The organism is Lederbergia citrisecunda, from assembly GCF_018343695.1.
Lineage (GTDB): Bacteria > Bacillota > Bacilli > Bacillales > Bacillaceae_C > Lederbergia > Lederbergia citrisecunda.
In genome coordinates, this window is sequence record NZ_JAGYPJ010000001.1 from 2,588,332 (window position 1) to 2,612,906 (window position 24,575).

A 24,575-nucleotide genomic window follows, 5' to 3' on the forward strand; every position below is an offset into this window, starting at 1 on the left:
TCTAAACAAAAAAATAAAACTTGGAGGAAAATCATGTTAAGCAATCGGCATGAAACATTCCGCTACGAATTTTCACCACCTCTTCAATGTAATTTTAATATTAAATTAGAAAATGAGCTTGAAAAAGTAAGCCACTACGGAAATGCAGAAATCCGCAATATTAGTCCTCATGGATTAATGTTCTCTACTAACCTAAACATTCCGAAGAAATGGGACATGATAAAGGTAAATATTAAATTTACTTTGGAAGAAATGGAATTTCTAGTATCAGGGCATTTTCGATGGAAAAAAGAGTTTATGGGAATATATTCGTATGGCGTCCTGTTGGACAATGACAACGAAGTTGAGAAAAATATTATTAATCAACTAAAAAGATATTCAAAGAAAAAGCACAATTTACCTTTGGATTAAGTAGATTTTTGACCAATTATTTATAAGGGATGACTTCTTTTTTTAAAAAGTGGTTATCCCTTTTAAATTTAGCCGGCTTTTCCATATACCTCCTCCACCAAAAAATCACCACTCACCTTACTTGATAAGCATTTAGGGTGAGTGGCTACTTAAAAAATCATCATATTTATTTTACTTTCTTTCTTACATATTATTACGCAATACTTTCTTTATTTTCGGAAATGAAGGTATGGTTTTTGAAAAAATCCGCGATAAATATCAATTCACTATTTTTTCCGCTCCCCTAGCCAACTTTAGAAACATATCCTTAAAAATAACGTCCCGATGAACATAATGAGCATATCTTATAAAATGCCTAGAAGAATTAAAACTCCAAGTGACTTGATCCGTTAAAATAGGACTATGTACAAGTTGCGTAGGAATAGACTCGTTGTTAATAAGATAAGCAATGGCGGAAATATCCCAAATAACTTTAGAATAAGCGTAATGATCATCATGATATTCTTCAAATCTTTTAGCTAGGAAATCCCCTATTTCTCCTTTACCAGCAACAAAATTCTTTATTTCTGAAAGGGTTGTATGTAAGTGCGACGTTACCCCCATAACAGGAATCAGCACAAGGGGAACCCCGCAATCAAGAACTAATTGCGCAGATTTAACATCTTGTTGTAAATTGAATTCCTTAGTATCCTCCCAATTCAAAGCATGACCACCTAGCCATACCACAACAATTCTCTCAATGATTTTGGGCTCAATTAAAATGGCTGATGCAATGTTTGTGAGAGCTCCTATGGCAATTACATATAATGGATCATCCTCCGAAGATTTCATAGCCCTTTCTACTAAATCTAAGGCCGCTTCACTATGATACGGATTGCTGTAGTTTTCTAAAAATCCTCTTGAACCCTTATAGACAAAGCTTTCTGAGGAGATATTTAACCTTTTTAGAATCCTTAGTATTTCATCATAGCTTTTCTCCATTCCATCTTCCGGACCTTCGGATTTATCATTATAAAATGGCGCTGCATAAATCGCTTCCACATTCAACCTTTCCGGTGACTGAAGTGCATATACAATGGCAAATTGATCATCAACTTCATTAAACGTATCCGTATCAAGCACCATACGTACTTTTAAAGATGGAGATGGTGGTGTTAGCTTTCTAATGATCGTTTCTTGATTCATTACTGGAAAATTCATAATCGCACACTCCTAAAATAGTATTTTTATAAAGTCATATATTATTTTTTATTTGCATATTGATGTTATTTATGGTTTGTATCAGCATCCTATTAGCACAGTCGACAGCTTTTTTATTTAATGAGGTTGGAACTTATAGGATAATAAATAATAAAAATAGAATCAGATAAAAAATACTATGTCGTAGAAAAAAGGTGTTTTATTAAGGTAGTTCCTTTATGCTAAACCTTTTTCAACATAACACTCCCCTTTCTTAATGAATCCGTTTCCAAAACTGTTGTTTCTATTATATCACTATTTAAATGTGACTCTTGCAAAAAATACAAAACCTCCTATCCTCGTAGAAGTGTACGATTTTCTTACTAATTTTCCACCGTTTACTCTTTTTCTACGCATGATATTTTCGCAAAGTCAAAGAGCCCTTTTAATTTATCCTATTTGAAATCGATCATTTAAAAATCATTATGAAAACGATGGACATCTATTTTTGGGACCATACACTAATAGAATTAGAAAAAGAAAGAAATAATAGGGTCGGATTTATTTTTTACAATTGACTATGAGTAATTCCCTTTTTTCACCTACGAAACACTTGCTCAAATATTAAGAATATTGATTTAAAAACCCCCCTTAAGTATAATTAAATACCAATAGATGTAAACATTGGAAAAATATTAATATTGGATAGATACTTCAATTGTTGGACCAGGCTGATTCCGCATTATTTAAAGCCAAAATGAATGGTCGGAATCAAGAAGTAGCAGCCCATATTTTGGAGGTAACTTTCATGCTAAGCAGACGTAATGAAGCATTCCGCTACATTTTTTCCCCACCCCTTCATTGTCATTTTAATATTGCACTGGAAAATGAGCCTAATAAAGTAACCCACTACGGCAATGCAGAGATTCATAATATTAGTCCTCATGGGCTAATGTTATCGACTAAACTAAATATTCCTCAGAATCGGGATATGATAAGAGTGAGTATAAAATTCACTTTGGAAGAAATGAACTTTCTAGTGTCTGGTCATTTTCGGTGGAAAAAAACGCATACAGGGGAATTTATGTATGGTGTTCTTTTAGATACCGATAAAGAAGTCGAACGAAAAATTATTAATCAACTAAAAATAGTATCGAAGAGAAAGCATAATTTACTATAGAACAGATGGAATATGAGTAAGAGGTCCAGTTATACAAGACATATATATGACATGATATGATTGCTCACTTTTGAGTAATAAATTGCAATCTTCACACCCACAACCACAATCCTGTCGATATTATGTGACGTATTCTAATAGTAGCCGTAACACCCCAAATGTGTAGGACTAGTTAATCTAGATCTTGAAATGGGCTCTCATACAAGACATTCCCTTTATTTTAAATCCGAACATATATATCTTATGACAAAAATAATGTGATTCCTTCTATGATTAAAATGCATAAAAATTATAGGTGTACAAAAGCTAAATGAAAATATAATCATGGAGTGAATGACATGGACGCAAATAGAGTAAAACAAATTTTATCATCATCTGCAGAAATCGACGTGAAATATCATGACGTTCCGATATGGATTGATAGTTTGAACAAGGATGAAACAACAGCAATTGTTCAAACATTTGATAATCGGAAATTAGGGGAGAAAACGACTGTAGAAATAAGAGAGTTAGAAGAATTTTGAAACCTTAAAAGTATTTAATTATATGATTCAAAACGAAAAGAAGGTTGCGATACTTTATTAAGTAGCAGCCTTCTTTTTTTATGGATTGTGATAATTGTTCGCAACAGCATTAATTAGTATCCTGTTTTTGATTTAACTGAACCGGTTCGCCATAAATTACTGCGGCAAGCTCATAGTAAAAACTAGTTTGAGTGGGTATCTTAGCACCCACTCCATCAAGAAGTCTTTTCCTTCCTCTGCAATAGCACCGCTCCAATCACAATCAATCCTTTAAACGCCTCCCGCAAAAATGGCGGGACTCCAAATAGATTTAATAGATTGTTCATAACAGCGATGATCAGCATTCCGTAAACCGTTCCGAGGATAAATCCTCTTCCCCCCATCATACTAGTTCCTCCGACAACAGCTGCGGCGATAGCATCCATTTCCATTCCTCTTCCGGCGTTGGAAAAGTCCATGGAACCGATTCGGGAAACTTGAATGATAGCCGCTATCGAAACGAGGACTCCCATTAAGGCGTAGACGCGCAACTTAACTTTATTTACGTTCACACCGGAAAGTTTTGCGGCTCTCTCGTTTGATCCTACCGCAATAATGTGCCGTCCAAAGGTGGTTCGCTTGGATACATAGTAAAGAATATACGCAATGATTGCCCAATAAATAATCGGCATAATCATATAGTTTCCGATTTTAAAACTAGCAAGCTGTAAAAATTCCATCGGTACCTTCGGATTATATCCTTGCATGAAGTGCTGCGTCACACTTCTAAAAATCATCATCGCACCTAATGTCGCAATAAATGGAGGCACATTTCCCTTTGTAATTGTAATTCCGATTAACGAACCTAACAAATATCCAAAAAGAACGACCAACACAATCGTCACAACAAATGCTGGAAATCCTGTCATTCCCAACATTCCTAAAATCCCTTTTGTCCCCGTGTCGAGAAGGATCATGGCAAAAGCCCCTGTCGCAACCAACGTAGAACCCACTGCTAAATCAATGCCTCCAGTCATAATGACTAAGGTCATCCCTAAAGCAATGATTCCGACTCCCGCATTATTTCTTAAAATATTGATCCAGTTATTGATCCAGGACTGAAACCATTCACCGAATGAATTATAATCAAATCCTAAAACCAATGTCTGCAAAATAATCATGATAATAAGTGCAATGGCTGTGCTAAATAGTGGTTCGCTCGTCCATTTATGTTTAAACCATATAAAAAAATTTCTATTATTAATCACATTGGCATTTTCCATCATTGGCTTTCCTCTCTTATGCATAAGTCAATTGTCCACCTGTAGCAAGACTCATAATATTTTGCTCATTCATTTCCTCTCCTGCCACTTCCCCTTGGATAACTCCGTGGTACATAACGAGCGCTCGATCGCATACACGGATGATTTCTGACGCTTCACTGGAAAGGACGACAATTGCAATGTTTTCATCTGCAAGCTGCAAAATAATATCATAAATATCTTCTTTTGCGCCTACATCCACGCCTTGGGTTGGGTTGTCTAAAATAAGTATTTTCGGATGCGATGCTAACCATTTCGCTAAAACAACTTTTTGCTGGTTTCCACCGGACAAACTCGCAATACTATCCGTAAGCTTGCCCATCTTTAGCCTCAATGCTTTTCTTTGCTCTGCGAACGTCTCCACATGCTTTTTCGCATTGATAACACCACGTTTAGAAAATTTAGACCACGTGACAATTGATGCATTCTCTAGTATATTCATATCTTTTATAATCGCATTTTCTTTCCTGTTACGAGGTAAGTAAGCAATTCCTTCATTGATAGCCTGTGTCGTACTTTTTAATGACACTTCTTTTCCATTTAAAAATATTATTCCAGATGACACTTTGTCAGCTCCGAAAATCGCTTGAAAAAGCTCACTGCGGCCATCACCGAGAAGTCCCGTTACTCCAACAATTTCACCAGCGTTTATTGAAAAATGTATATCTCTGAAGGTATGATCCGACGTTAACCCTTCTACCCGTAAAATCTCCTTACCTATTTTTTTCTCCCTCAACAACGGCTCCGTCCTTACATCAAATCCCACCATGAAACGCGCGAGATCATTTGTCGTTACATCATGAACGTCCCCTTCTGCGACAAGGTTTCCATCACGAAGGACAAGATATCGATTACAAATCTCCATCACTTCGTTTAGCTTATGGGATATAAAAATAATCCCGACATTGTGATTTTTCAACGTTCTCATCATCGTAAAAACCCGTTCAATTTCTTGTTCCGTAAGCGAAGTCGTAGGCTCATCCATAATAATAATCGACGCTTTTGTCATCATCGCCCGGCATATTTCTACGATTTGTTTATAGGAAGCATCCAGGTCGCGAACCATCGTATTCGGATCGAGATTCACGTTCATTTGCTGAAACATTTTTTCCGTTTCAGCATACATCCTTTCGAGGTCAAGACTCCCTCTCTTCGTTTTTAACTCTCTTCCTAAAAACATATTTTCATAGATTGGTAAATCATTAATCAAATTCAGTTCCTGATGAATAAAGGCGATTCCTGCTTCCTGCGACTCAGCAGGCGTACTGAATTCTACTAGCTTCCCATCTCCCATAACCTGTCCTGAATCCGCAGGCAGAACTCCGCCTAATATATTCATCAGCGTTGATTTTCCTGCACCATTTTCACCGAGTAACGCGCAAACTTCACCGCCTCTTAGTGTAAACGATACATCTTTGAGTACATCATTACTTCCAAATGACTTTCTGATGTTTTTCATTTCAATGATCATACAATCACTTCCAACCTTTTATAAAAAGAGAGACCATAGCTAAGCCATAATCTCTCTTTCTTATCCTGATTTTTTTATGACTTAATATGGTGAATTTTCGTCAAGGAAATCCTTATAATTATCGCGGTCCACGATCGTTGTTGGAATAACCTTAACTTCTTCAGCACTTTCACCATTTAAAAGTTTAAGCGCAACGTCTACAGCATCCTTTACCATTGCTGGGCTGTATAATGCGGACTCAATCCAGATATTTTCATTTTCAGGCATCATTTTAAAATATTCCTGCATTCCACCGCCGCCAGTTACGACCTTAATATCCGTTCTTCCAGCTTCATCAATCGCCTGTAAGACACCGATAGAAGTTTCATCGTCCATGGAGTAAACGGCGTCAATCTTATTATTACTTGTTAAAATATCAGCAAAATCCTTCAAACCATCTTCACGTGTAAACTTTGTAGCATACGTCGTGATTTTCATATCTGGTGCAATTTCTTTCATCGTATCAACGAAACCTTTTTTCCTTAACTCGGATACAGAACCTGAAGTCGGTACTTCAAGCATGACTACATGGCCATCTTTTCCAATTTTATCTACAATGTATTTCGCACCTTGGATCCCCATGTCTTCGTTGTCCCCAGACACACGATACACCCCATCAGCATCTATGACAATATCAAAGTTTACAACTTTAATACCTTCATCTAGTGCCTTCTGGATAGGAACTTCCATCCCTTCCCACTGTGGAAATGCAACAATCGCTTCTGCTCCCCAGGTCATCAAGTCATCTAATTGTGAAGTCATTTCTTCAGCATTAGTACTCGTTTGGATTTGATACTCAATGTCATTTGTAAGCTCTTTAGCACGAGCTTCGGCATGATATGCAACCGCAGCCACCCAACCATGAGTAACAGCTGGTGCTAAAATACCAATTTTGTGCTTTTTACTACCCGAATCAGATCCCCCTGAGTCCGAACCAGAACCTGAATCAGCGCCTGAATCTGTTGACTTTCCACCGCATGCGGTAAGAAGTGGAACCATGATCAATAAAAGTAAAGCGATTACATTTAAAACCTTTCTCATTGAAATATCCTCCCCTTTTTATTAATCTGCGAGTCTATATGTAAATATTTTTGAAACCGCTTTTAAAACAGGCAATACTACCTACCTGAAATTATGTACGTTACATTAATTATATGATATATGGATATAATTGTAAATTAGTTTAACGATTTTAAAACTATATGACATATGTCTCCGTTACCAACCATTATTCTTATCACTTTTTTGTCACAAATAGATGACTATTGTGACATTTTCATGTTTTAATGCGAATTCTAGTAAAATTTATGTATAATAAGAAAGTAAAATTTTTAGGTAAGGAGGATACATAACAATGGAATGGGTATTAGCCATTTTGTTTGGTGCAGCTGTGTTGCTGCTCATTTTGTCGTTTATTAAATCAATGAAATCATCATCAAATTTGGAAAAACAAATAGATCAGCTTTCATATTCTTTAATGGATGATGTACATCAGCTAGAACAGAAAGTTAGAAATCTTGAGATAGATGCCGAAATCACTGCACAAGAAGCTGGTGTATTACCGGGATCTTCAAAGCAGCGCCTCTTGTTGCGCGACGTGCTCGACTTACATAAGCGAGGCTATTCATTTGATAGCATTGCAGCGAAAAAACAGTTGCCTAAGAATGAGATAGACCGTTTGCTTGCCCCCTACATAAAAGCAAAGGATGAAAGGAGCAAAGTTGCCAATGACATCTAAATCAATGCGCAGCTTTGCCATTGGACTAATTGTCGCGGCAAGTATGTGTGGCGCGGTATACTATTTCGGTCCTAATGAAGCAGAAAGCGCACAAGCAGTAGAAAAACCATCGTTAGATGAGATGAAAAACATGCTAAGTTCTGAAGGCTATATCATCTATTCAGAAGATGAGTGGCGTGAGCAGGAAGCTGCCTCTAAAGCAGTTAAAGATAGCGCAAAAGAAAAAGATAAAGAAGTAACAGAAAAAGTAAAAGAAAAGATTATATACCGTACGATGATATCCGTAACCTCAGGCATGACAAGTATTGATGTTGGTGAAGCTCTTGAGCGAGCACACATCATTGATAGCAAGATGAAGTTTTTTAAAGAAGTTGAAAAAAAAGGGTTGTCGAAGAATTTACGTCCTGGTACATATGAAGTAGAAAGCGGAATGACGATGCAAGAAATTATATCGATCATCTTTAAATAGCCTTATTTTGAACGATTAAAAAGCCACATCAAATGGCTTTTAGTCGTTTTTTTATTACTCACAAAGGGGCGAACTATTTTGAAAGTACAATTTTCCAAATAAAGGCCAGTGCACATAACCACTAAAGAAGCACATCCTCACTTGCTCGCTCCCCTATCTGTTTTTAACTAAATAGTAATGACTATCCATTTTCTGAATCACGATTTGATCATTGATTTTAAGATGTTCCATACTAATCACACTTTAACATAATTATGATAGATAAAGCGGTGTATCCCTTTTCTCAACAGGAATAAAACAAGCACCTCCTCAAGAAGGTGCCTACATACGAAATCGTTCAATCACATTCCCCAGATTTTTAGCCAGATCATCTAATGAACTAGCTTCCTTTGCTACTTCGTCAATAGAAGCAATCTGTTCTTCCGTGGAAGAAGCAACCAATTCCGTGCTTGCTGCTATTTGCTGAGAAATGGCAGTAATTTGTTCCATACTCCCTACCATATCTTTCGCTCTATCACTTACATCATTAGCTACACTTACAACTTCTTTTGCTTCCAGTAATACTTTTTCAATGGCAACCGCAATGTCATCAAAGGCTATTTCTGTCTTTCCAACCATGTCCATGCCGTCAGTTAATACTTCTGCTCCCCTTGTCATTGATTGAACAGCTTCTTCGGTCTCTACTAAAATCGTTTCAATAATGTGGCGAATTTGGATAGCAGATTCAGCTGTTTTTTCCGCGAGCTTTCTTACTTCATTTGCGACAACTAGAAAACCTTTTCCATGTTCTCCCGCGCGAGATGCTTCAATGGTGGCATTAAGAGATAAAAGATTCGTTTGATTAGCAATATCACTAATTAAGTTTACGATTTGATCAACTTGGGCTGACTTTTGCCCTAATGAATAGATTTTTTCTGCCGCAGCATTGACTGCCTCTTGGCAATAAGTCATGTGTTCTACTGTTCTATGAACCAATTGATTTCCATTATTCGCTTTCTCATCTGCTCCACGAGCCGAAACCTCAACAGTACGAATAGATTGCTCAACACGATGAATGCCAGCAGATATTTCAGACATAATCTCCGTCCCTTGTATAGCTGATTGAACTTGATTATCCATACCAACAGCAACTTCTCCTACTGCTGCTGCAATTTGTTCAGTTACATGCTTGGCATCATGGGAAGCCGCTCGCAAGTTCCCGGAAGTTGAAGTTACGGAGAGTGTACTTTTTTCTAAGTGACCGACTAACGTATTCAGGCTTTCAATCATATGGTTAAAACCAAAAAAGAGTGTTTCAATTTCTTTGGAATTGGAATGCTGTTGAATTTTCCCCTGAAAATCTCCTTTCGCTACATTCTCCATTGACCGTTTTAAGGTAGAAATAGAGGATACCATTTTACGGATGATGAAAAATACTAATATACTTGCAATCAAAATAGAAATGAGCGTCATCCCAATTGTAATGTTTCGATATTCATGAACTGGCTGTAAATAATCGCTATCATTCACTGCGATTACATATAATGAATCATCCATTTCAAATTGATACGCTACAGAAATGGTTAACCCATCAACATGAAATACCCCCTGTTTTTGTTTATACATGTTGTCAATTTCTGCTTTATGTATCGTAGGGATTTCACTTTTAAATCCACTAAATGGAACGAGCCTCCCTTCTTTTGTAATCTGGAATTGCATCGGTTTTCCATTGCTGAGTTTATACGAGTTAGCATTTTGTTGTAGAGCATACGCCAGCTTCCGATCAAATTCTTTCTTTGAAACAGTTGATTTCAACATTGTTATTTTTTCAGTTAAAACCTCTGCAGAAGAACGGAGCTGCTGTTCCATTGCATAGATAGTTAATTGCTTGTTTTTTTCATAGCTTACATACGCAATGCTGATAGAAGACAAAGAAATGACTAAAATAATCGGAAATACTAATAGTGTCTGCAAACTAAACTTCCAATTTTTCACTATTACTAGTAATTTATTCATGATGTTCACTCGTTTCTTCACATAATTAACTGCCGTATAGTTCTATGTAAAAGGACTTTATTCCTATTACCAATTAAAGACTATTATGATTAATTTAATGTGAAGACTTTGTAAAGATTATGTGTAGAATGATAGGTGTGGATATGCCTTGTTGATTTACAGTCTTCTTCATATATAACTCTAACAACTGGACATATTCATTGAGACAAAATCAAAATTTCATGTAAAAAGAATGTGAGGAAGAAAACATGAATTTAAACAATTTCACAGCCCAAATAAATAAAACAATCCTTGATAGAGGATACGATTATTACCTAGAGGGAAATATTATCGAGACTTATACTCATGGAAACGATGAATATGTATTTATAGTTGAAGGAAGCGATGATTATGAGGTTGTCATAAAGCTAGAGGAAGATGGAGAAATTATTTATTCAAATTGTGATTGCCCTTTTGATTTTGGACCTATTTGCAAGCATCAGGTTGCAGCGTATTTCGAATTACTTGAACTAATAAATAGCAAGGAAGTCCATGAGATTGAAAAACAACCTAAATTAATAGACGTATTAAACCATCTTTCCACAGAAGAATTAATAATCATAATAGAAGAAATAGCTCAAAAAGATAAGGTACTAAAAAACAATATTTTGTATAAGTACGGCAAAAGTAATGATGAACATGAAGTAGAAAATTGTAAAAATCTTATCAGATCCATTGTAAATAAACATATAGGCAGACAAGGCTATCTTACATACAGAGAAACATATTGGTTCACGAATGAAATGGCAGAAGTCTTAGAGAAGGCTAAAAACACCAATAATCTCCTATTATCTTTAGATATTGCATTTTTACTATTAAATGAAGCAATTGAAGCCTTTCAATATGCGGACGATTCTGACGGAGAAATAGGTATTTTAGTAACCGAGACAATTGAGCAAGTAAGAGAAACCGCATTTGCATGTAATCATTTAGATATTTCGATAAGAGAAGAAGCTTTTAATAAAATTTTATTTCAATCTGATAACCATGTTTTTGACGGATGGGAAAATTTCAGGATTGACTTGTTAGGAATATGTACAGAGTTTGCTGATCTTCCTATACTTAGGACGAAATTAAAAATGAAAATTGAGGAATTAATGGACGGTCATTTTACACAATATGATAAAGAAAGCTTGCTTCAGATTTTATTAGGCATGACAGAAAAATATGGAACGAAAGAAGAAGAAGAGCTATTTATACATGAAAACCTCATGTACACCTCGTTTAGAGAATCATTTATTAATAAACAACTTAAAGAACGAAACTATCAAAAAGTAATAGAACTTTCTTTAGATGGTGAAAGGAAGGACAAGGACCTTCCTGGACTACTTTCAAAGTGGAAAAAGATAAGATATACAGCTTATAAAGGTCTCGCACTTAAATCAGAACAGGAAAAGTTGGCAAAAGAATTATTGCTTAGCGGTGATTTTGAATACTATTTTGAGCTAAAAGAATTAGTTGGGGGAGATAAAAAAGCATTTTATGATGCTCTGAAACAAGAACTAAAAGAAGAAAAATCATGGCGGGTTCAATCTATATATCTTCAACTCATAAAAGAGGAGAACGATTTGGATGAGATTTTGGAATTTGTAAAGTTAAATCCAAATAGAATTGAAGAGTACTCTGATAGGTTGGTAAAAACATTTAAAGATGATGTTATCAATATTTATACAAAATATATAAAAGCTGCAGCTAGTTCTGCGTCAAATCGAAAAGAATATCAAAATGTTTGTAATAAACTTAAGAAATACAAAAAAATAGCCGGGAATGAGAAAAAAGAAGAATTAAGAAATGAATTGAGGTTATTATACGTAAGAAAACCAGCATTTTTAGACGAAATAGGAAAAATTACATGAAGAAAAGAAGTAACTACACGGTTTAGTATTATATATTTCAATGCCCTACGCGATTAGTGAAAGAATTAAAACTTTATCATAAGGTGTATTCTATGTATTATATGAATATACTAACAAGAGAAGTGCTAACACACTTCTCCCATGCAACTATTACCGTAAGGGTGGTAGTTGTCGTTATTAAATCTTTCTATGAGAACCACCCTATTGCTTGCAAGTGCTGGGTGGTTTTCTTTTTATCATTTACGGTTTTACGAAAGATGAATACCGAACTTTCACAGACAATACCTCTCACAATTCCGCGAATGATTTCAAGAAATGTTTCCATGACTATCACCTCCTTTCCTATAAGGAAAGAAGAGCAACAACCAACCACAAAATAAGATGTTGTGTACTTGCTAAATAATACTAAATCTTTATATTGTAAAAATACAAATAAGATATTCCAGTCTACCCTTTTATAGATCCCGTAGTCAGTCCATCAAGTAAGAAACGTTGAAAAATTAACGATAGTAAAACAGGTGGAAGTAAAGCAAGTACTCCGCCACTCATCATTAAACCAAAATCAACTGTAAAACGTCCTAAAAACTCTGTTATTGCAACCGGTAAGGTCTTCGCTTGTGAACTGCTAGTTAAAATAAGAGCCATTCCAAATTCATTCCAAGAACCTAAAAATGCAAAAACTCCTGTAGCAAATAATCCAGGTGTAGATACAGGAAGAATCACTTTAAAAAGGGCACCAAATCTACTCGTCCCATCTATTAAAGCAGCATCTTCCAAGTCCTTTGGAATGCTTTTAAAGAACCCTCTCATTACCCAAATTACAAAAGGTAAGGTAAATGTAGTATGAATTAGGATCAAAGCAATCTTTGTATCTAATAAATTTAAATTTTTAAATATAATATAAGTTGGCAACATGATAGCGATCCCGGGAATAAGTTGAGTGAACAAAAATAAAACAACTATTTTATCTCGAAACGGAAAATTTAACCTTGCAAATGCATAAGCCCCAAAAGAACCAAACACTAGACAAACTAAAGTTACTATAGCAGCTACTACAAAGCTATTATACATTGATATTCTAAACTGTGAGAAAATGTCATTTCCGCCATCGCCTGCGCTTAAAATTTTTATATAATTTTTAAAATTTGGTTCCGATGGAAACCATTTAAGCGGAATACTCGTTACGTCTTTAAGAGACGAGATACTTGTTATAAATACCCATAAAAATGGAGCAATAGTAAAAAAGATAAGTACTGCAACTAAAAAGTATTTTATTATTTGATATAATAATTTTCGCCGTTTCATTCTATAGATGCCCCTCCTTAAAAACTTTCATTCTGATCTAGTTTTTTTACATAAATAAAGACAAGAATAAGAATGAAAAATGTAATGACATAGCTTCCTGCAGCACTATATCCGAAGTTGGCAAATTCAAATCCTTCCTTATAAAGATAATAACCAACTACTTGAGTTGCATTTGCCGGTCCACCTTTTGTAAGAACATAAATTAAATCGAAAATTCTAAAAGAGTCTATCGTTCTTAAAACAAGTAAAACCAATGCGATAGGTGTTAAAAGAGGTAAAGTGATCCTTCGAAAAATAGATAATGCATTTGCACCGTCTACCCTAGCAGCTTCATATAACTCACTTGGAATAGATTGTAAAGCTGCTAAAAGTAACAATGCCACAAACGGAAAGGACTTCCATACATCAGCAAGTATAACCATATTTACAGCCAAAAATGGATCTGAGAGCCACGCTATATAGTCTTTTGTAATACCTAATTGTGTTAAAGCCGCATTTAATACACCATAATTAGGATGTAAAATCCATTGCCAGATTAATCCGTTAATGACTCCCGAAATAGCCCATGGTATTAGAAGGATCGAGCGAGCTATCCCACGAAATTTAAAATGCTGATTAAGAATCAACGCAGCAATAAGCCCAAACAACAAGCTTCCGATTACACTAAAAATAGTAAAATAACCTGTCACTTTCATACTTGACCAAAATTCAGCATTTTTAAGAATGTCAGTAAAGTTTTTTAAACCTACAAACTGCGGACCTATCCAAGGCTTAGTTAAATTCAAGTTAATAAAACTTAAGTATATAGAATATATAAAAGGATACATGAGCAAACCGAGGACCAAGATAATAGTAGGTAGTAATAATAAGAAAGCAAATTTACTTTCTGACATTAACTTTTTATGGGATTTGTCTTGATTGGTCTTTTTGTTATTTATTTTAGTTTCTTTTGTTAGTTCTAAATTCAATGAGGCCCCTCCTTTAAAAGGGCTCTCATGTAAAGAGCCCTTATCAAATAAAACTAGTTTTCACTAATAATTTTTAATGTTTTTTGAGTTGCATCTTCTAAAGCTTGTTCAGGAGTTTTCTTTTGTGTTAATGCATTTTGCAGTTCGACCTGCATCATAGATGACCATTCTTTATACCAAGGTACTGCTGGTCTATTCACAGCATTTTCTCCTTGATTAATAATATCTTGCAAAGCTGGCACCTTTTCTTTTACTTCTGGGTCTTCATAGATACTCTTCCACCCTGGGAACATTCCATTTTCTAATGTAGCCCGTTTTGAACCTTCCTGACCTGCAATATACTCGATATATTTCCAAGAAGCCTCTTTATTTTTAGAACCAGAAGAGATGGAAAATGCCATAGGACCTGAAATAGTCGCTGGTTTTACTTCATATGGCATAAGTGAAGCTTCAATTTGTCCTACTACCTTTGACTGTTCTTCATTATTTAATTCAACTGTTGGAATTCCCCATTGTAATTCAAAAGCAATATCACCAGCTGCCATTGCATCTCCTACTGGACCTTCAGAAAATGTAAGTGATGCAGGATCAACAATTTTATATTTATGAACCATATCCACCATTAATTGTAATGCTCTGATACCGTTTTCATTATTAAAAGTAGGATTGGCATCTTCATCAAATAATGTGGATCCCATCGAAGCAGCTATAGCTGTAAAATCGCAAATTAGTGCTTCTCCTTGCAGCCAAGACCAAGATGAAGCATATTTGACTAGACCTTGATCTTGTAAACTTTGGCTAACTTCTATAAACTCATCCCATGTTTTAGGAGGTTCATTAAAGCCACCCTTTTGAAGTATTTCTTTGTTATAAACGAATGACTTCCACTCTGACGCGTAGGGTAACCCATACCACTTGTCATTATAAACAACCGCACTTTTTGCAAATGGAAGCAAATCCTCTTTCATTTCCTCGGTAATCCATTGGTCAACAGGCTCTACCCAACCAGCGGCTACATATTGAGGGACATCAATAACATCGGTTACAAATATATCGTAACTTGCTCCCCCAGCTAAGAATGAATTTACTAATTTTTGTGTTTCCTGCCCGTATGGCACCGTATCCCTTTCGATTTTAATGCCTGTCTGTTCTTCAAATTCTTTATTTACTTTAGCCCAGTAGCCCTTTTCGTCTGGACCACCAATCGTACGAAGGACAACTCCTTCAAATTCCTTGCCACTATTTTTCCCACCTGAATCCGATGTTGTTCCACTGCCTGAACAAGCAGTTATTAAACTAATTGTTAAAAGTAATGCTATTAATGACAAAATTCGACTTTTCACTTAATAGTCCCCCTTTTTAAATAATAAAAAATTATCCAAAAATTTAATTCAATAAAATACCATGACTTTATAACTCCTCCTATAATTGTTTTACACAAGAAAAGCGCAAGGTGCCCGTAATCGCCGACAAGCAAATGTTCTGAGACGCAAAAAGTCGCTCCTTGACTTTTAGTGGCGCTGGTATTTGCCTCCAGCCGATGGCGCCTAGAGTTGGACAGCAAAAGCCTAGATTCAAAAATTTATACTTTCTTATATTTTTAAAAAGAATCTGTTCCCCAAAAATTATAAGGCACTGCTGGAAATAGAATATTTAATAATTTATCATCCATATATCCTTTGATATTTATGTTCCCTGCACCATTAAATAGCATGGATATGAATTCCCTTTCATTAAATTTCAACAATTGATTATAAGCAATATGTTCAGAGGGATCTTTTATGTTTACAGCGTCCCCTTTAATTTCTAGTAAAATCTCTGAGTTACCACATTCAATTAGATAGATACAGTTATCTATCTCTAGTCCCAACTTTTTTGCAGAGTAAATCCTTTTAGTTAGTACATTCTTTATTTTTACTAATAACCCTTTTAAATTAATTACTTTCCACATTTCTGAAGTTACTATTTTTTTTTCTGCCCCCCATCTTTGAAAATAGTGAGTTAATAAATGATTGGGAGCAAATGTTATACGTATTTGTTTGTTTCTTTGAACATCCTTACACATTTCTTTTAATAAAATAAAAACCGCATTTTCATGACCTTTTTGAAAACAACACTCATTTATCACTAAAATGTCATCTCTATTACTAACTCTTAAATAGGCAACTACTTTTTCATGGCTTTTAGCAACTAAAAATTCTGAAGGGTTTTCGTGTCTCCATTTAAGCTGACCGTCCCAATAGTCACTTGATCTTATCCATGTACCAATATAATTCTGACAAAAGTCTTGATATAGGTCTTTTATTTGATTCAAATCAGTCTTAGCAAATTGTTTAATATCATATTGTGAATCCGGCATAAATTCAGGAATATTCGAAATACCCAAGCTATAAGAATATACCGGTACAGTACCCCAGCCAACTTTCTGATAAAATGGATTGATATCTGTAAAAAGTAAGGATAAATCATAACTATTGGATTTCATCCAATCAGTTTGCCTTCTCATAATTGTCTGAGTGAGACCTCTCCCTCTATATTCCGGAAGGGTTCCTACACTTCCAATCCCGCCTACCTTTAGCATTGAATTCTCAAAAGTAATATTATAGGGGAATATTTGTACAGATGCTGCTATATTTCCATTGACCTTTGCTATCCAAGTTGTATTCATATCATAGGAATTGTCATAATCTAAGCGCTCTTGGAAAAATGACCTATCTTCCCGGAAAACTTGCCCCCAGATATCGTATGCTTTATTTAGTTCGTCTCTATTTCTTACAGCTCGAACTTCTATTTTCTCCAATTACTTGTTCACCTCTCTTCACATAATTTCAATTAGCTTATTATTTGATTGTCAGGCACTAAACAATTAGAAATTGATAGTGCCTGGTATAACTACTTCCACTCCAATTTCGGCAAAATATCCTTCTGCAACTCACACATCTCGTCAATCATGGCGCATGCTTGGTAATAGCTTGGCGCTTGTGGATCTAGAAGAATAGCTTGCAATAGTTTTGTTTTCGACTGTTCTACAAATGCCTCAAGCAATAGTTTATGAATGGTTCCTTGAATATGAATCGTTCCAATAATCGCAGTAGGTAGTTCAACGGTCATTGGGACTAATTTAATTCCTTGTCCATTCACAATGGCCTGCGTTTCTACTACCATATCGTCAGGAAGTCCTTTGATGGCACTATTATTTTGCATATTTACTGAGTTTAATTGAATTTCGTCGTCGAAAAAGATAGCCTCAATAATTGGAATTGCATATTCATTACTTTTTTGGACTTTATCTTTATCAAATTTAAAAGTTTCTTCAATCCATTCTTCTTGCGTCATATCTTCTGAAAATAACCCTTTATCCAAGGAATGACCACTCGCACAATATATAAAATCCGGTACTCTTGAATCTTTTTCCCATAATTTTTCTCTAATTGGGTCATAACGATACTGTAACGCTAACCCTGCGTAAAAATCACCAGCGTATGAAACGTACTCTCCAATATGGTTTGTACCAGGATATGGATAGTAACCGTACGTATGATACATCGTTCTAGAAAGTGAGATATGATCAAATTGGGCTAAGCGGTCTGCTTTCTTTTCTTTTTCATAAAATAATGGATATAAATCTTCGCCTGTTTTCTTGTTCCAAATTTTTGTAAAGAAGCCAAAGTGATTCAAGCCCCCACCTTCAACTCCAATATCCTCAATATCCATTTCTAAAAACTGAGAAATCTGGTCGATTCCCATATCTAATCCATGGCAAAGACCAACAATTTTTATGGATGTTAATTTCGAAATGGCTTCCACCAGCTTCGCCTCAGGATTCGTGAAATTAATAAACCAAGCATCTGGACAAACCTTTTCCATTGTTTTAGCAATTTCAAGCATAGGACCAAGATTTCTTAATGTATGGAACATAGAACCAGGTCCACCATTTTCTCCGTAAATTTGCTTACTTCCATAGCGACGAGGAATATGAAAATCTTGAGACCAGTAAAAATATCTGTTAACCTCAATCGCAACAATAACAAAATTAGCATCTTTAAGAGCTTCTTCTAAATTCGTTGTTTGTGTAATGTGTGCTGGATGTGAAAATGAAGAAAACATTTCTGTAGCATATTTGTAAGTTCTATTTATATTTTCTTCAACAATATCCATAAGAGTGATTTCCAAATCTACTTGATTTTTTAATCGATCCGATAACACCATGTCTTGAAGGGCTCCTAAGGCAAAAGATAAACTCCCTGCTCCAACTAATGTTACTTTCATCTTTTTCATACTCATCATTCCCCTTTTGATTTTTCCATTGCTATATTACCTGCCCCTATTATTCCTGCATCGGGACCAAAGTTGGTCATTACAATGTTTATTTTGCCTCTTAAGTTGAGGAGCAACTTTTTTTCAGCACTTTCAATAATTTTTCCAATTAACCATTGATTGTTGTAAATGACCGCTCCTCCAAAAACAAACATATCGGGATCAATCGTTTGCATTAATGAAGCAATGGCACTTGAAAAGTGTTCAATCCATAGTTCAATAGTTTCTACCGCATTTTTATCTTTTGCTTGATATTTTTCAAACAATAAACTTGTTGTTGCTTCATTACCATACAAATTTTTACTAGCGTGTTCTAGAGCTTGACCACTACACAAGGATTCTAAAGATCTATCAAAGTTGGAAACAATCATACTTCCAATCTCACCTGCATAGCCATGAGCTCCATGAAATATTTTATTGTTTAAAACAATGCCACTTCCAATTCCTGTGCTGATTGTTATGTACATTGAGTGTTTATACTCTTTAGAGGCTCCATACCTTGCTTCTAGTAACGCAATAACATTTACGTCGTTCTCAAAATAAACAGCATAGCCTGGAAAAAAAGAACGGATTTTTTCAACACTCATTTTTTCTAGAAAAGGGATGTTGGTGGCATCAACAATAAATTCTACATCCTCTCTCCAAGGAACTGGCATAGCAATCCCTATCTTATTCGCTTTTCCATCAGGATCTACCCTGCTGATCATTTCTCTAATGTATGTAAACATGTCATCTGCATCACTAAATTGATTTTGTAATGCTGTTTCTTTTCGAACTAACTGAAGATTCTCGTCAAGAAAACCGACTCGTATATTCGTACCCCCTATATCTACTCCAATCACACCATTACACATTATTTGGACTCCTACTAATATACTTCGCTGCATCCATATCTAAGTAGAAATCGATATGATCGTAACCAAGAAGCTCTTGAGCTGGCAGATTCGCTTCTTGATTAGCAAAAATTTCCTTTACTATGTCAGCCTTATGTTCTCCCGTGATCACGACAATAACCCGTTTACTGTTGATAATTTGCTGTAAGCCCAACGTAATTCCTTCCTCTAAATGCGTCGGTTGATTGAAGTATTTTTGGGCGACTGTCTTTGTTGTTTCCGATAGTTTTACAATGGAGCTATGATTTAAAACTGGATACCCCGGCTCATTTAACCCAATATGTCCGTTCATTCCGACACCCATTAAACTAAACGTAATCGGGTATTCTTCAATAAATCGATCAATTCTTCTACATTGTTCCTGTAAGTCTTGTGAAGTACCATTAAAAAAATGAATTTGTTCTTCATCTAATTGCAATAACGAAAATAAATCGTTGTTTAGCATTTGATAGCAACTTCCTTCAGAATCTCTATCAATTCCCACCCATTCATCTAAACTAACAATTTTAAGCTTCTTCTTTTCGTTATCAACGTTTTCTGCAAACTTTTGATAACCTTTTTGGGGTGTACTCCCTGAGGCCAAACAAAAAACGGGATTTTCATCCTTCATTAAATTATGGTTCATTTCCTCAGCAATTTTATTTGCAACTTCCTCTGCACTTTCAAATATCTTTATCATTATGTTCACTTCCCGAAATTACTTTTAGTATCTCCTGTTGAAGCATTAGAATAGCCGCTCCGAGTGCGGTTGAATGTTCTAAATAACTGACTGATATATTCGGAGACCATTCTGTATATTGTTCTACATATTTCTTTGTATGGTCTAAAATAGCATCAGAAAATAATGCTATCGTCTTTCCACCTATTATGATTTGATCAATATCCAATATACTGATAATGCTCGTAATGGCTAATGCGAGATTTTTAGAAATAAGGTCGATACAAGCTTTTATGTCGTAATCAGAACTCAAGTCGAAAGTTTGATGTAGGTTTTTAATTCCTATCTTACTTTCCAGCCACCCGACGGAAGAAGGATCTTTCTTATAATTCTCATCAAAACACAAATATTCCAATTCTCCAGCACTAGCATTAAATCCTCTGTGCAGTTTTTTGTTTATAATGATGCCTGCACCTATCCCATCCCCTAACGTGATATGGACTAAATCCGTAGAAGCAGTTCCGTTATTCTCTAAATTTCTAAATTCAGCCACCGTTGAAGCATTAACGTCGTTCTCAAGAATGATGGGCAACTGTACTTTACTTGTTAAATTCCTAATGATTTCCTCATAGTAAAAGTCCTGTTCCTTATATTCTTTTGTTTTCATTCTTATTGTCTTTTTTCGAGTATTAATTGCTCCATCTACGCCAATTCCAATTCCCAAAACGACACTGTTTAATTCTGATGCTTTTGTCTTCATTCGATTAATGATTTTTTCAAAAATCTCCGAAAAATCTTCATGATAAAATGGAATTTCCGTTTCTAGAGAATATGTATCGATCACTTGGCTATATAAATTTACGAGGACGGCAGTGATCTTATTTCCTATTATTTGAACACCAATCGTCACATAACTGTTTTCAACAAATCGATAAACGGTCCTTTTTCTTCCTAGTCCGCCCGACCCTTCACGGCTCTCGCCAGTCGCCTTTAAGATTCCGACTGATTCAAAAAAATTAACTATTTTACTTACGGTCACAAAACTAATCGCTGTCTTTTCTGTAATCTCTACTTTTGCTAATTCTGGATGTTGCAGGAGGATATCGAAAATAATTTTTCTGTTTTCATCTTTAATATCATTCGGTAAGTAAGACTTCATTTCAGTGCTCCTTAAATACTAAACTACATTAATTAATAAACTTAAATAATTATCCAAAAAAATATATTGAACATTTAACTTATTTAAAAATTATTATATACATACTATTCTGAGTGTCAATATGATATCAACTAAATTTGGAATAATATTGGAATTTACTTTTGAATTACGCTTCATTCATAATGAAATCAGAATAAAAGTAGGTTTCATCGCGAATATACACCATATTCACGATGAAATCCATATAAAGCATGATTTGTGTCAGAAACCGAGTATCAAAATGACTTGATTATGTCTCAACCCACCGAATAAACGAGCTTTCCCGCTTTATATGTTTGCACTACCTTCACTCGATTTTCATTCCACTGAAAAACAACTAGATCCGCGGGTGCGTTCTTCCTTAGCCCTTCCAACGTAGGCAATCCCGTAAAAGCAGAAGGCCTTATCGACGCCATTTCCCATGCTTCAGATAAACTTGTTAACCCACTTTTATAGAGATGTGAGATTCCTTCTTTTAACATTTGTGCAGATCCGGCCAAGATTTTTGGATTGTCCTTTGTATGCAGCTTACCTTCGGGCGTTAAAACGACTTGACCGCCAATATGAGTGTCATAATGTCCGGGAGCAAGACCACTCAAATATACTGCATCACTAACTAACATGGAACGTTGACCTTTTACTTTCATTGCAACTTTTAAAAAAGATTCTGGAAGATGAAATCCATCAGAAATGAGACATGTCCACAAGTCATCCTGTGCTAATTGTTCCCATATATAGTTCGGATGGCGAGGCAGCATCAAGTGAGCTCCATTACCTAGATGAGTAGACATTTTGGCACCAGCTGCAACGGCCTCCCTTATTTGTTCAGGGGTCGCGGCAGTATGTCCTATTGAAACAACAACACCGCTCCCTACACATTTCTCGATAAACTCAACAGACTCTGGCCACTCTGGTGATAGGGTAATAATTTTAATTCTCCCGTTTGCCGCTTCTTGCCACCTTTGAAAAAGCTCCCAATCAGGTGCCTTTACGAATTCTTTCCCATGTGCCCCTCTAGGACCATCCTCTGGTGAAATGAATGGACCCTCAATATGTATCCCTGGAATACATTTTCCAATAATATCATTCTTTTCACATACCGAAGCTATTGTTTTCACAGCTTTTTCTATAGTATCATCGCTATTCGTGATAATTGTTGGATAAAAGGAAGTGACCCCTTCTTTCCATAATGCTTCAGTAATTTGTGTAACAAGATCTTCTGTAAATGGTAGAGTATTAAAGTCATAGCCGTGATACCCATTAATTTGTAAATCAACGAGCCCTGGTGCTATGTAATAAGGAGAATCGTTATTTTCACCAGAGATATTACTTATTTTTCCTTCATCAATCGTGACAGAAATGGATTTGCCTGTTGCAAAGTGAACTCCTTTTATTGTCATCTTCATTTGCCATACGATTCCTTATCTAAAAAAAGGATACAACTTGGATGACGGCGTAAAATGGTCGCAGGATTTTCCGTAGATATTGGCCCTTCCAACACTCCTCTTACCGCTTGCCTTTTTGTAGGGCCAGGAACAATACAGAATAAATGTTTTCCTGACATTAATGCTGGAATCGTTAAAGTAATCGCGTGAGTAGGCACGTCGTAAATTGTTTCAAAACAACCATCATTCACCTGTTGCTGTCGGCAAACTTCATCCAACTTAACAACTTTTATCAATTTAGGATCGTTAAAATCAGCGACAGGAGGATCGTTAAAGGCGAGATGTCCATTTTCTCCAATCCCTAGACAAACAATATCAATTTCCTCTTCCTGCATAAGTTTTTCATAGCGTAAAAGCTCATCATTCACATCACGTGAGCTGTCCATCAAATGTACGGTTCCCGGTTTTACTTCATCGAAAAGCTTCTCCTTCAAAAAGACCCCAAAACTTTGTGGAGCATTTGGCTTAAGTCCTATATATTCGTCCATATGGAATGAGACAACCCGAGTCCAATCAATCTCGGAATCTCTTTTCACCATTTCAAAAAATTCATTTTGAGAAGGTGCTGCCGCAAAAATCATTCGAACCGTATCCTGTTTTTCCAAAAGTTCTTTTATCTTAGCAGAAACCTGAATGGCAGCTGCTTTCCCTAAATCCACACGAGTCTCATATACCTGCACGACCAAATTTTCAACTTGTTCTACAGTAATACTCATTTTTCACACTCGATTCCCAATATTTTTTGCAAGCCTTCCAAAGTCATTTGAGTGCCCTCTTTTGCTGTACCACCTTCAGGTATATAATGCGTCTCAATCGTAAAAAGTCCTTCGTACCCATCATGTTTAAGGGCTTGAAGCTGGTCGATAAAAGGTACACTCCCTTCACCAATAGGAACACATTTTGATAGGCCGTTCTCATCAATGAAAGCATCCTTTAAATGAACATGACCAATAAGTCCTCTCACCTGATTGTATCCTTCTGGAAAAGCGGATTTTCCCCCGTATGCTTCATTTCCCGGGTCCCATAAAACCTTTAAGTTAGGCGAATCAACCTGCCGAACGAAACTAGCGACTTCAGATGCATAACCACCATTACAGGCATTTTCGTTTTCCAATAACAATAAAATTCCTTTTTCACCCGCAATTCTAGCAGCTTTCCTGAGATGCTCAATAATTTCTGCCTCGTATAATGAAGGATTTTCCTCTCTCCAAAAGGAAAATATTCTAATTTTATCAGCCTTTAATTTTTTACAGATTTCAAATACTCTTTCAAGTTTCATAAAATGATTTTCAACACTTTCCTCTTTTTGCCCGAACATATCTCCAGAAGCAACAGCTCTTGAAAGATCGAGAGCGCATTTGAAAATAGGTGAGGCGATTGCCGAAATGTATAATCCTCTTTTTTCAACTTCAAAAAGCAATTGATCTAATTCCTCATCGGAAAAATCAGCGATATTTTTACCATTTACCATCCTAATTTCTACATGTTTTAAGCCATTGCTTACTGCCCAGTCGAACGCTTCCGTTACGTTTTGTGATACCTCGTCCGTCAATACCCCGAGTCGATCAAAAATCAATGTTCTCACTCCT

23 protein-coding genes are annotated in these 24,575 nt (G+C 35.8%); 6 read left to right on the forward strand and 17 right to left on the reverse strand.

Annotated elements, in window-relative coordinates; translation table 11 throughout:
• Nucleotides 1–33: 33 nt before the first annotated feature.
• On the forward strand, nt 34–411 hold the full coding sequence (locus KHA93_RS12915; protein WP_213111104.1) for a PilZ domain-containing protein: 378 nt from the start codon (nt 34–36) through the stop codon (nt 409–411).
• 258 nt (nt 412–669) lie between these two features.
• Here KHA93_RS12915 and KHA93_RS12920 read toward each other — a convergent pair whose 3' ends face one another.
• Nucleotides 670–1,611 (reverse strand): nucleoside hydrolase, encoded by a 942-nt coding sequence (locus KHA93_RS12920; protein WP_213111105.1) that lies wholly within the window; start codon nt 1,609–1,611, stop codon nt 670–672.
• Between the two features lie 697 nt (nt 1,612–2,308).
• Between KHA93_RS12920 and KHA93_RS12925 the strand changes: the two genes are divergently transcribed.
• Both KHA93_RS12925 and KHA93_RS12930 read left to right on the forward strand, forming a co-directional pair.
• On the forward strand, nt 2,309–2,770 hold the full coding sequence (locus tag KHA93_RS12925) for a PilZ domain-containing protein (RefSeq protein ID WP_213111106.1): 462 nt from the start codon (nt 2,309–2,311) through the stop codon (nt 2,768–2,770).
• Nucleotides 2,771–3,108: 338 nt separating this feature from the next.
• Nucleotides 3,109–3,294 (forward strand): H-type small acid-soluble spore protein, encoded by a 186-nt coding sequence (locus KHA93_RS12930; protein WP_213111107.1) that lies wholly within the window; start codon nt 3,109–3,111, stop codon nt 3,292–3,294.
• Between the two features lie 215 nt (nt 3,295–3,509).
• Here the strand turns inward: KHA93_RS12930 and KHA93_RS12935 are convergent, their stop codons facing one another.
• From KHA93_RS12935 to KHA93_RS12945, 3 genes are all read right to left on the reverse strand, one after another.
• Entirely contained in the window at nt 3,510–4,580 is a 1,071-nt protein-coding gene (locus tag KHA93_RS12935) for an ABC transporter permease (protein ID WP_233711149.1), read from the reverse strand.
• On the reverse strand, nt 4,573–6,066 hold the full coding sequence (locus tag KHA93_RS12940; protein WP_213111108.1) for a sugar ABC transporter ATP-binding protein: 1,494 nt from the start codon (nt 6,064–6,066) through the stop codon (nt 4,573–4,575). Before KHA93_RS12940 ends, KHA93_RS12935 begins: the two co-directional genes overlap by 8 nt.
• A gap of 81 nt (nt 6,067–6,147) precedes the next feature.
• On the reverse strand, nt 6,148–7,146 hold the full coding sequence (locus KHA93_RS12945; protein WP_213111109.1) for an ABC transporter substrate-binding protein: 999 nt from the start codon (nt 7,144–7,146) through the stop codon (nt 6,148–6,150).
• Between the two features lie 313 nt (nt 7,147–7,459).
• On the opposite strand from KHA93_RS12945, the gene KHA93_RS12950 reads away from it, so the two are divergent.
• Nucleotides 7,460–7,843: a hypothetical protein gene (locus KHA93_RS12950; protein ID WP_213111110.1), complete on the forward strand. Its 384-nt coding sequence runs from the start codon at nt 7,460–7,462 to the stop codon at nt 7,841–7,843.
• Nucleotides 7,833–8,312 (forward strand): endolytic transglycosylase MltG, encoded by a 480-nt coding sequence (locus tag KHA93_RS12955; protein WP_213111111.1) that lies wholly within the window; start codon nt 7,833–7,835, stop codon nt 8,310–8,312. The genes KHA93_RS12950 and KHA93_RS12955 overlap by 11 nt, the downstream gene beginning before the upstream one ends.
• Before the next feature lie 321 nt (nt 8,313–8,633).
• On the opposite strand, the gene KHA93_RS12960 is transcribed toward KHA93_RS12955, so the two are convergent.
• Entirely contained in the window at nt 8,634–10,307 is a 1,674-nt protein-coding gene (locus KHA93_RS12960; protein WP_213111112.1) for a methyl-accepting chemotaxis protein, read from the reverse strand.
• A gap of 248 nt (nt 10,308–10,555) precedes the next feature.
• Here KHA93_RS12960 and KHA93_RS12965 point away from each other — a divergent pair, with 248 nt between their 5' ends.
• The gene (locus tag KHA93_RS12965) at nt 10,556–12,202 is read left to right on the forward strand and encodes an SWIM zinc finger family protein (protein ID WP_213111113.1); all 1,647 of its coding nucleotides are present in this window, start codon (nt 10,556–10,558) and stop codon (nt 12,200–12,202) included.
• 187 nt (nt 12,203–12,389) lie between these two features.
• Here KHA93_RS12965 and KHA93_RS12970 read toward each other — a convergent pair whose 3' ends face one another.
• The 12 genes from KHA93_RS12970 to KHA93_RS13025 form a co-directional block, all read right to left on the reverse strand.
• Nucleotides 12,390–12,527 (reverse strand): hypothetical protein, encoded by a 138-nt coding sequence (locus tag KHA93_RS12970; RefSeq protein ID WP_213111114.1) that lies wholly within the window; start codon nt 12,525–12,527, stop codon nt 12,390–12,392.
• A gap of 122 nt (nt 12,528–12,649) precedes the next feature.
• Nucleotides 12,650–13,507, reverse strand: coding sequence for a carbohydrate ABC transporter permease (locus KHA93_RS12975; protein ID WP_213111115.1), 858 nt, complete (start codon nt 13,505–13,507; stop codon nt 12,650–12,652).
• 17 nt (nt 13,508–13,524) lie between these two features.
• Nucleotides 13,525–14,475 carry a carbohydrate ABC transporter permease gene (locus tag KHA93_RS12980; RefSeq protein WP_213111116.1) on the reverse strand — a complete coding sequence of 317 codons (951 nt, stop codon included), beginning with the start codon at nt 14,473–14,475 and terminating at the stop codon, nt 13,525–13,527.
• Between the two features lie 53 nt (nt 14,476–14,528).
• Nucleotides 14,529–15,818, reverse strand: coding sequence for an extracellular solute-binding protein (locus KHA93_RS12985; protein ID WP_213111117.1), 1,290 nt, complete (start codon nt 15,816–15,818; stop codon nt 14,529–14,531).
• Nucleotides 15,819–16,075: 257 nt separating this feature from the next.
• The gene (locus KHA93_RS12990) at nt 16,076–17,275 is read right to left on the reverse strand and encodes a GNAT family N-acetyltransferase (RefSeq protein WP_213111118.1); all 1,200 of its coding nucleotides are present in this window, start codon (nt 17,273–17,275) and stop codon (nt 16,076–16,078) included.
• Between the two features lie 92 nt (nt 17,276–17,367).
• On the reverse strand, nt 17,368–18,753 hold the full coding sequence (locus KHA93_RS12995) for a family 4 glycosyl hydrolase (RefSeq protein WP_213111119.1): 1,386 nt from the start codon (nt 18,751–18,753) through the stop codon (nt 17,368–17,370).
• A gap of 5 nt (nt 18,754–18,758) precedes the next feature.
• Nucleotides 18,759–19,646, reverse strand: coding sequence for an ROK family protein (locus KHA93_RS13000; RefSeq protein ID WP_213111120.1), 888 nt, complete (start codon nt 19,644–19,646; stop codon nt 18,759–18,761).
• Nucleotides 19,639–20,364 carry a 6-phosphogluconolactonase gene (locus tag KHA93_RS13005; protein ID WP_213111121.1) on the reverse strand — a complete coding sequence of 242 codons (726 nt, stop codon included), beginning with the start codon at nt 20,362–20,364 and terminating at the stop codon, nt 19,639–19,641. The genes KHA93_RS13000 and KHA93_RS13005 overlap by 8 nt, the downstream gene beginning before the upstream one ends.
• Nucleotides 20,348–21,502 (reverse strand): ROK family protein, encoded by a 1,155-nt coding sequence (locus KHA93_RS13010; protein WP_213111122.1) that lies wholly within the window; start codon nt 21,500–21,502, stop codon nt 20,348–20,350. The genes KHA93_RS13005 and KHA93_RS13010 overlap by 17 nt, the downstream gene beginning before the upstream one ends.
• 296 nt (nt 21,503–21,798) lie before the next feature.
• Nucleotides 21,799–22,947, reverse strand: coding sequence for an N-acetylglucosamine-6-phosphate deacetylase (locus tag KHA93_RS13015; protein WP_349772291.1), 1,149 nt, complete (start codon nt 22,945–22,947; stop codon nt 21,799–21,801).
• A complete protein-coding gene (locus tag KHA93_RS13020) occupies nt 22,944–23,702 on the reverse strand; it encodes a glucosamine-6-phosphate deaminase (protein WP_213111123.1) in 759 nt (252 codons plus the stop codon). Before KHA93_RS13020 ends, KHA93_RS13015 begins: the two co-directional genes overlap by 4 nt.
• Nucleotides 23,699–24,562 (reverse strand): sugar phosphate isomerase/epimerase family protein, encoded by an 864-nt coding sequence (locus KHA93_RS13025; protein ID WP_233711150.1) that lies wholly within the window; start codon nt 24,560–24,562, stop codon nt 23,699–23,701. The genes KHA93_RS13020 and KHA93_RS13025 overlap by 4 nt, the downstream gene beginning before the upstream one ends.
• Nucleotides 24,563–24,575 lie beyond the last annotated feature (13 nt).

Coding starts and splice junctions, on each gene's coding strand:
- KHA93_RS12915 (WP_213111104.1), top strand. CDS start 34: ATGTTAAGCAATCGGCATGAAACATTCCGCTACGAATTTTCACCACCT.
- KHA93_RS12920 (WP_213111105.1), bottom strand. CDS start 1,611: ATGAATTTTCCAGTAATGAATCAAGAAACGATCATTAGAAAGCTAACA.
- KHA93_RS12930 (WP_213111107.1), top strand. CDS start 3,109: ATGGACGCAAATAGAGTAAAACAAATTTTATCATCATCTGCAGAAATC.
- KHA93_RS12935 (WP_233711149.1), bottom strand. CDS start 4,580: ATGCATAAGAGAGGAAAGCCAATGATGGAAAATGCCAATGTGATTAAT.
- KHA93_RS12940 (WP_213111108.1), bottom strand. CDS start 6,066: ATGATCATTGAAATGAAAAACATCAGAAAGTCATTTGGAAGTAATGAT.
- KHA93_RS12945 (WP_213111109.1), bottom strand. CDS start 7,146: ATGAGAAAGGTTTTAAATGTAATCGCTTTACTTTTATTGATCATGGTT.
- KHA93_RS12950 (WP_213111110.1), top strand. CDS start 7,460: ATGGAATGGGTATTAGCCATTTTGTTTGGTGCAGCTGTGTTGCTGCTC.
- KHA93_RS12955 (WP_213111111.1), top strand. CDS start 7,833: ATGACATCTAAATCAATGCGCAGCTTTGCCATTGGACTAATTGTCGCG.
- KHA93_RS12960 (WP_213111112.1), bottom strand. CDS start 10,307: ATGAATAAATTACTAGTAATAGTGAAAAATTGGAAGTTTAGTTTGCAG.
- KHA93_RS12965 (WP_213111113.1), top strand. CDS start 10,556: ATGAATTTAAACAATTTCACAGCCCAAATAAATAAAACAATCCTTGAT.
- KHA93_RS12970 (WP_213111114.1), bottom strand. CDS start 12,527: ATGGAAACATTTCTTGAAATCATTCGCGGAATTGTGAGAGGTATTGTC.
- KHA93_RS12975 (WP_213111115.1), bottom strand. CDS start 13,507: ATGAAACGGCGAAAATTATTATATCAAATAATAAAATACTTTTTAGTT.
- KHA93_RS12995 (WP_213111119.1), bottom strand. CDS start 18,753: ATGAAAAAGATGAAAGTAACATTAGTTGGAGCAGGGAGTTTATCTTTT.
- KHA93_RS13000 (WP_213111120.1), bottom strand. CDS start 19,646: ATGTGTAATGGTGTGATTGGAGTAGATATAGGGGGTACGAATATACGA.
- KHA93_RS13005 (WP_213111121.1), bottom strand. CDS start 20,364: ATGATAAAGATATTTGAAAGTGCAGAGGAAGTTGCAAATAAAATTGCT.
- KHA93_RS13010 (WP_213111122.1), bottom strand. CDS start 21,502: ATGAAGTCTTACTTACCGAATGATATTAAAGATGAAAACAGAAAAATT.
- KHA93_RS13015 (WP_349772291.1), bottom strand. CDS start 22,947: ATGAAGATGACAATAAAAGGAGTTCACTTTGCAACAGGCAAATCCATT.
- KHA93_RS13020 (WP_213111123.1), bottom strand. CDS start 23,702: ATGAGTATTACTGTAGAACAAGTTGAAAATTTGGTCGTGCAGGTATAT.